The 6,011-nt window shown below is 61.4% G+C and carries 8 protein-coding genes; 2 read left to right on the top strand and 6 right to left on the bottom strand.

The features are described from left to right. Nucleotides 1–152: 152 nt before the first annotated feature. The 6 genes from EOD15_RS26740 to EOD15_RS26715 form a co-directional block, all read right to left on the bottom strand. Nucleotides 153–518 carry a PRC-barrel domain-containing protein gene (locus EOD15_RS26740; protein ID WP_127270592.1) on the bottom strand — a complete coding sequence of 122 codons (366 nt, stop codon included), beginning with the start codon at nt 516–518 and terminating at the stop codon, nt 153–155. Between the two features lie 86 nt (nt 519–604). Then, nucleotides 605–808 carry a dodecin family protein gene (locus EOD15_RS26735; RefSeq protein ID WP_013531476.1) on the bottom strand — a complete coding sequence of 68 codons (204 nt, stop codon included), beginning with the start codon at nt 806–808 and terminating at the stop codon, nt 605–607. A 96-nt stretch (nt 809–904) separates the two neighbouring features. Further along, complete coding sequence (kdsA, locus tag EOD15_RS26730; RefSeq protein WP_127408990.1) at nt 905–1,765, bottom strand: 3-deoxy-8-phosphooctulonate synthase; 861 nt, start codon at nt 1,763–1,765, stop codon at nt 905–907. Beyond that, nucleotides 1,762–2,652, bottom strand: a complete 891-nt coding sequence (locus EOD15_RS26725) for a VOC family protein (RefSeq protein WP_127408989.1) — start codon at nt 2,650–2,652, stop codon at nt 1,762–1,764. The genes kdsA and EOD15_RS26725 overlap by 4 nt, the downstream gene beginning before the upstream one ends. A gap of 112 nt (nt 2,653–2,764) precedes the next feature. Further along, nucleotides 2,765–3,055 (bottom strand): Dabb family protein, encoded by a 291-nt coding sequence (locus EOD15_RS26720; protein ID WP_127323248.1) that lies wholly within the window; start codon nt 3,053–3,055, stop codon nt 2,765–2,767. A gap of 91 nt (nt 3,056–3,146) precedes the next feature. Next, nucleotides 3,147–3,359, bottom strand: a complete 213-nt coding sequence (locus EOD15_RS26715) for a hypothetical protein (protein ID WP_127323247.1) — start codon at nt 3,357–3,359, stop codon at nt 3,147–3,149. A gap of 254 nt (nt 3,360–3,613) precedes the next feature. On the opposite strand from EOD15_RS26715, the gene EOD15_RS26710 reads away from it, so the two are divergent. Both EOD15_RS26710 and EOD15_RS26705 read left to right on the top strand, forming a co-directional pair. Beyond that, the gene (locus EOD15_RS26710; protein WP_127408988.1) at nt 3,614–4,870 is read left to right on the top strand and encodes a cyclopropane-fatty-acyl-phospholipid synthase family protein; all 1,257 of its coding nucleotides are present in this window, start codon (nt 3,614–3,616) and stop codon (nt 4,868–4,870) included. A gap of 137 nt (nt 4,871–5,007) precedes the next feature. Continuing rightward, a complete protein-coding gene (locus tag EOD15_RS26705; protein ID WP_127408987.1) occupies nt 5,008–6,006 on the top strand; it encodes a glycerophosphodiester phosphodiesterase family protein in 999 nt (332 codons plus the stop codon). Nucleotides 6,007–6,011 lie beyond the last annotated feature (5 nt).

Here is a 6,011-nt window from a genome sequence, read left to right as displayed (position 1 = left end):
TATCGTGAGTCTGTTCCTGATCGCGGCGGCATTCCTGACGTCGTGCGACAATCAGCAGTCGCCGCCGAAGGCGATGGCCCCCTTACACGTCAGCGAATAAGCCAGAATACAAAGCGGCCCCGTCTCTCGACGGGGCCGCTTTGTCGTTGCTGTCAATGCCAGTAAGGCGTGACCTTGTAGTAATTGTAAGATTCGTCGCGCGCCGCCTCGCCATCCGCCCCGCTCAATTCGTTGATCGAATAGGCAGGCGCCGCCCTGAGTTGTTCCTTGGAAAACGGCACGACATAGCCGCCCTTGTCCTCATCATAGTCGAGGCTCGCCCACGGAATGGCGTGATATTTTTCGCCAATGCCGAGGAAGCCGCCAAAACCGATCACCGCGAACATGATGCCGTTCGTCATCTTGTCGAGCATCACATCCTCGATGCTTCCGATGCTCGTGCCTTCGGTATTGTAGACCGATGTACCGATGACCCGTGAGGCGGCGATGGCTTGGGTGTGACCTGTCTGGGTTGTCATGATTGTGCTCCTCATTGTGGTTTAGAACCATACTTGGACAATGAGGGGCGCGGGCGAAGGTTCCCGACTTTTTCGGCGACGCCCGGTCACTCCGCGAGGATGAAGGTAACCTTCATATTGACGCGATAAGCAACAATCTTGCCGTCTTGGACGACGATCTTCTGGTCCTGGATCCAGGCGCCCTCGACGTTCTTCAGGGTTTTCGAGGCGCGCGCAATTCCCTGTTCGATGGCGTCCTGAAAGCTCTTCTTCGACGACGATGTGATTTCGGTGACGCGGGCGACGGACATGGCTTCCTCCTGCCAAAACGCTCAGTTGCAAGGCAAGCGTATAGCCGGCTCGTGCCTTCCACAAGCGCCGGCAGTCGGCAGGGTATGCGTCCGGCCTTAGAGGCCCTTGGCGATACGGTCGAATGCCATCAGCCGCTCGAGCAGGGCTGGCATGTCCTTTAACGGCAGCATGTTCGGGCCATCCGACGAGGTCGAATTGTCAGGATCCTGGTGGGTCTCGATGAACACGCCGGCAACGCCAACAGCGACGGCCGCGCGCGCCAGCGTCTCGACAAAACGACGTTCACCGCCCGAGGACCCGCCCTGCCCGCCCGGTTGCTGCACCGAATGGGTGGCATCGAAGATCACCGGCGCGCCGATCTCGGCCATGATGGGCAGAGCGCGCATGTCGGAGACCAGCGTGTTGTAGCCGAAGGAGGCGCCGCGCTCGGTGGTCAGCACATTGGCATTGCCGGAACCGGTGATCTTGGCGACGACGTTCTTCATGTCCCAGGGGGCGAGGAACTGCCCCTTCTTCACATTGATCACCTTGCCGGTCCTGGCGGCGGCGACCAGCATGTCCGTCTGGCGCGACAGGAAAGCCGGAATCTGCAGGACATCGACATGCGGCGCGACGATGGCGCACTGCTCCTCGGTGTGGACATCGGTCAGCACGGCGAGCGAATATTCCTTGCGCAGTTCGTCGAAGACGGGAAGGGCTGCGTCCATGCCGGCGCCTCGGGTCGCCGACAGCGAGGTGCGGTTGGCCTTGTCGTAGCTGGTCTTGTAGACGAGGCCTATGCCGAGCCTGCCGGTCAGCTCCTTCAGCGCGCCGGCCATGTCGAAGGCATGCTGGCGCGATTCAAACTGGCACGGGCCGGCGATCAGGGACAAAGCCGCCTTGTTGTCGAAGACGACATTGCCGACGGTTACCGACGAATTGGGCGCCATCGAATTGGACGCTTGCGGCTTGCTCATGGGATCTCCCGGAAGATAAAGGCCGCGCCCTGTCCGGGTGCACGCCGCACGACGATATCGTTGCCCGCTATATCGTGTTGGACGGAATTGGCTGCAAGCAGCCTCGATGTCACATCGGCGTTCCGAACCGAAAAGACCACCGCTGCGAAGCGTAGATCTGTCGGCGCGCCGGCCGGCAGGCCGAAGCGCGCGGTGAAAGCCGCGCGGTCAAGCACGCTCAAATCCGCATTCGGCAAGGGAAAAATGCCGCCCTGCCCGTCGGCGGCCGGATCATCCACCGCCAAGGAAATCAGCCCATGCTGCTTTCCGGGCGCATCGCTGACCGCCAAGAGCTCGACAATTCCGGTCGCGCCGTTGGCGTGGGCCTGCAAAGCCGTGCGATCAACATAAGGCGTGTTGACCCGCTCGCAGGCAAACAGGAAGGCGTCCGTGGCCTCGGCTCCGGCCGCAAAGGCGAGCTTGAACGACGCGATGTCGCGTTTGCCGGCAGGGTCGGTGAAGGCGCGCGAAAAACCCAGCATGTCTCCCGCCGAGATGCCGGCATCGACATAGCGTGCATGGTCGGCATCGGCATTGCCCGTGCCTAGAACAATGGCGGAAAATCCCTCGTCGCCGTTGCTGTCGCGATAGGCGCGATCACGCGCGACGAAGACATTGCCGTCTGCGATAGCCTTTGCCGCCACCTGCTCGTCGCCGACCGCCAAAGGTTCGAGATAGGCGCCGTCGGCCAGGAAAACACAGCAGTTTTCCGTTCCGAACGGATGGATTCCGGTCGGGGCAACGACGAAGCCAAGCGCGGTGAGCCGGGCTCGCGCCACATCGAGGCTGTGCGTCGGCAGCACCAGATGATCGAGCGGATGAGTGCCTGCGGCTGCGGTTTTGGTCATGCAGGCGCGATGTGCATCATTCCGCAAAGCCGTTCAAGACTTGATCGCAATACCGGCCAGTTCGCCCGTCAATTCACCGGACGTCGAAAGGCGCCCCTGGAGCAAGGTTCGATCAGCTCCCCGCGACGACATCGGCGGAATAGCGCAGTTCACGCATTGGTTTGACCTTGCTGGTGGTCTGCGCGTAGAGCGGGTGCGCCTTGTAGGCGGCCAGCGCGGCGTCATCCACGAACTCCGCATAGACGACCACGTCGACCTCATCCGACAGCGGATCCACCTTGGTGTTGAGCGTGACCTCGAACAGGCTGGAATGAGGAATGTCGCCGAGCGCCAGCAAGCCGGTGCGCACAGCCTCGACATCCTCTTTTCGCCGCGCGCTGAAGAAAACGATATGCCGGATCAACCCCGCCTCCTCGATCAAAGTGCCGGGGTCTTTTGTGACGGCAGGACGTTGGCGTCAATCGACAAGGATGTCGCGGCTGCTGCCACTGGAGTTAAGCTTTGCTGGTAACATATCGCACAATATGGCTAAGCTCTCTCACAGCGGTATCGAGATAGCGGCCCTGATTGTACATGCCATCCCAGATCAGGAAAAACGCGATGGCGGCAATGACGATTACATAACGCATGGCTAAATCTATCGCACACGGAATTCTGCGGCCATAGGCGTTTTTTTGACGCGCTGCGCCTTGGCTGTGCAAAGGCATAGATGCCCGCCGGCGCGAGCAATCTGCTTGGCACAGCCCCGCTTGCAGCCTGCCCCTTGAAGTTTCCCCGCATGACGTGGAAGATTGTCGCACGGATTCACCGGGAAGCGCTGAAGCTCTGGTAGGGGGCGCGCACTTCATTCGAGCCCGCTCGCCGACGAACCGGTTGCGGCGGCGTTCGAAGCTGGCGAATGATCCAAGAGAACCGTGGTCCGGCAATTTGCGCCGGCACCGCGGAAATCCAGGGGCATGAGATGGCGCAAAAGGAACATTTTAGCATAGCATTGAGCGACGCGGTCAGGCTAGATGAATTCAACTTCGCCGAGATCGTCAAAGGCCTTCCAGCGAAAGCGCGCATGGTGCTGTCGGCGGCAATGAACCTGCCTCGCGGTTCGCTCAGGGTGAGGCTGCCGGACGGCCGCGCCGTGCTCGTCGGCGGCAAGGGACCTGGCCCGGATGCCGAACTGGTGCTGAAGAATTGGCGCTTGCCCGGCCGCGCCTTTTCCGGCGGCACGATCGGCGTTGCCGAATCCTATATGGACGGCGATTGGGAAAGCCCTGATGTGACCAGCTTCCTGGAGCTGTTCGTGGTCAATTCGGTCATTGGCGAGCGTATCGCGGGCGGCACCAGCTGGCTGATCAACACCGTCCAGCGCATACGCCACTGGTTCAACCAGAACACGCGCACCGGTTCGAAACGCAATATCTCGGCGCATTACGACCTCGGCAACGCCTTCTACAAGGAATGGCTCGATCCGAGCATGACCTATTCTTCGGCGCTCTACACGACCGGTGCCAACGACCTGGAAGGCGCCCAGGCCGCCAAATATCGCGCTCTGGCGAAGGATACAGGGATCGGTCCGAAGGACCATGTGCTGGAAATCGGTTGCGGTTGGGGTGGCTTCGCCGAATTCGCGGCGCGCGAGATCGGCTGCCGCGTGACCGGGCTGACGATCAGCCGCGAGCAGCACGATTTTGCCACGGCGCGCATCGCAAAGGCCGGGCTTGCCGACAAGGTCGACATCAAGCTGCAGGATTATCGCGACGAAACCGGCACCTATGACCGCATTGCCTCGATCGAGATGTTCGAGGCGGTCGGCGAGAAATACTGGCCGGTGTTTTTCGGCAAGATGAAGGCCTGCCTGAGGCCCGGCGGCACCGCGGGCCTGCAGATCATCACCATCAACGAAGCCGCCTACGACACCTATCGCGCCAGGCCGGATTTCATCCAGCGCTACGTCTTCCCGGGCGGCATGCTGCCGACGCCGTCGATCCTGAAAGCACTCGGCAAGGATCATGGCCTCGCCCATCTGCGCGAACGCGTGTTTCCGGACGACTACGCGCGTACGCTCGCCGAATGGCGCCACCGGTTCTGGGCCTCGTGGGAGAAGATCGTCCCGCTCGGCTTCGACGACCGCTTCAAGAAGCTCTGGGAGTTCTACCTGCACTATTGCGAGGCCGGATTCCGCGCCAGCTACATCGACGTGCGCCAGGTGGTCTACAAGGCGTAAGGCGACACGCTCTTCGATTTCATTGCCGCGGACCAGGCGATGTCGGGCATGATCTCGACATCGCCACGCCGGTGCCGTCAAAAAGTCCGATCGCGAAGCAGGATGCCGCGCAGGACGGACGAATCGGAAATCGCCTGATGCGCAGACGGACGATCTTCTTCGGTGTCATTGTTGTCGCTGCGGCGGGCATCTGGCTCAACAACACCTCCCTGTTGTCAAGCCGCCCCGCCGGCAGTCCGGAGGTGCTTGCCCATCGCGGCCTTGCCCAGGACTATTTGCGCGCAGGCATGACAGGACAGACTTGTACGGCCAGTCGCATGTTGCCGCCGCGCCATGGCTACCTCGAAAACACGATCCCCTCGATGGAGGCCGCCTTCGCGCTGGGCGCGGACGCGCTCGAACTGGATGTTCACCCGACGACGGACGGCAAGTTCGCCGTCTTCCATGACTGGACGCTGGATTGCCGCACGGAAGGCAAGGGAGAAACGCGCAGCCATTCCATGGCCGAGTTGAAGACCCTCGATGTCGGCTATGGCTACACCGCGGATGGCGGCAAGACCTTTCCTTTTCGCGGCAAGGGTATCGGCATCATGCCATCCCTGGATGAGGTTCTGGCGCACTTCCCGGCCCGCCGCTTCAACATCAACGTCAAGAGCAACGATCCGGGCGAAGGCGAAAAGCTGGCCGCATGGCTTGCCACGCTGGCACCAGCCGAGCGCAATTATCTCTCGGTCTATGGCGGCGACAAGCCGATTGCCGCGGTCAAGGCTGCGCTGCCGGACATGCATACGCTAAGCCGCGCATCGCTGACGCAATGCATCCTGCACTATGCCGCAATTGGCTGGACCGGCTACGTTCCGGATGCCTGCCGCAAAGGCACCTTGCTCATCCCCGTCAACATCGCGAAATGGATGTGGGGGTGGCCGAACCGGTTTCTCGATCGCATGCAAGGAGTCGATACAAGAGTCTATCTGCTCGGCCCTTATTCCGGCGGCGACTTTTCGCAAGGGCTCGACGATCCCGAACTGATCAAGCAACTGCCGGACGGCTATTCCGGCGGCATTTCCACGGATGCGCTGGATCTCGTCATGCCTGACATCAAGGAACGTTTCGGGTCGGATCAATCCACGCCGTAAGGGGC

Source organism: Mesorhizobium sp. M7A.T.Ca.US.000.02.2.1 (assembly GCF_003996995.1).
Lineage (GTDB): Bacteria > Pseudomonadota > Alphaproteobacteria > Rhizobiales > Rhizobiaceae > Mesorhizobium.
The sequence above is the reverse complement of the archived record's forward strand: the minus strand, read 5'-3'. Positions and strand labels throughout refer to the sequence as shown.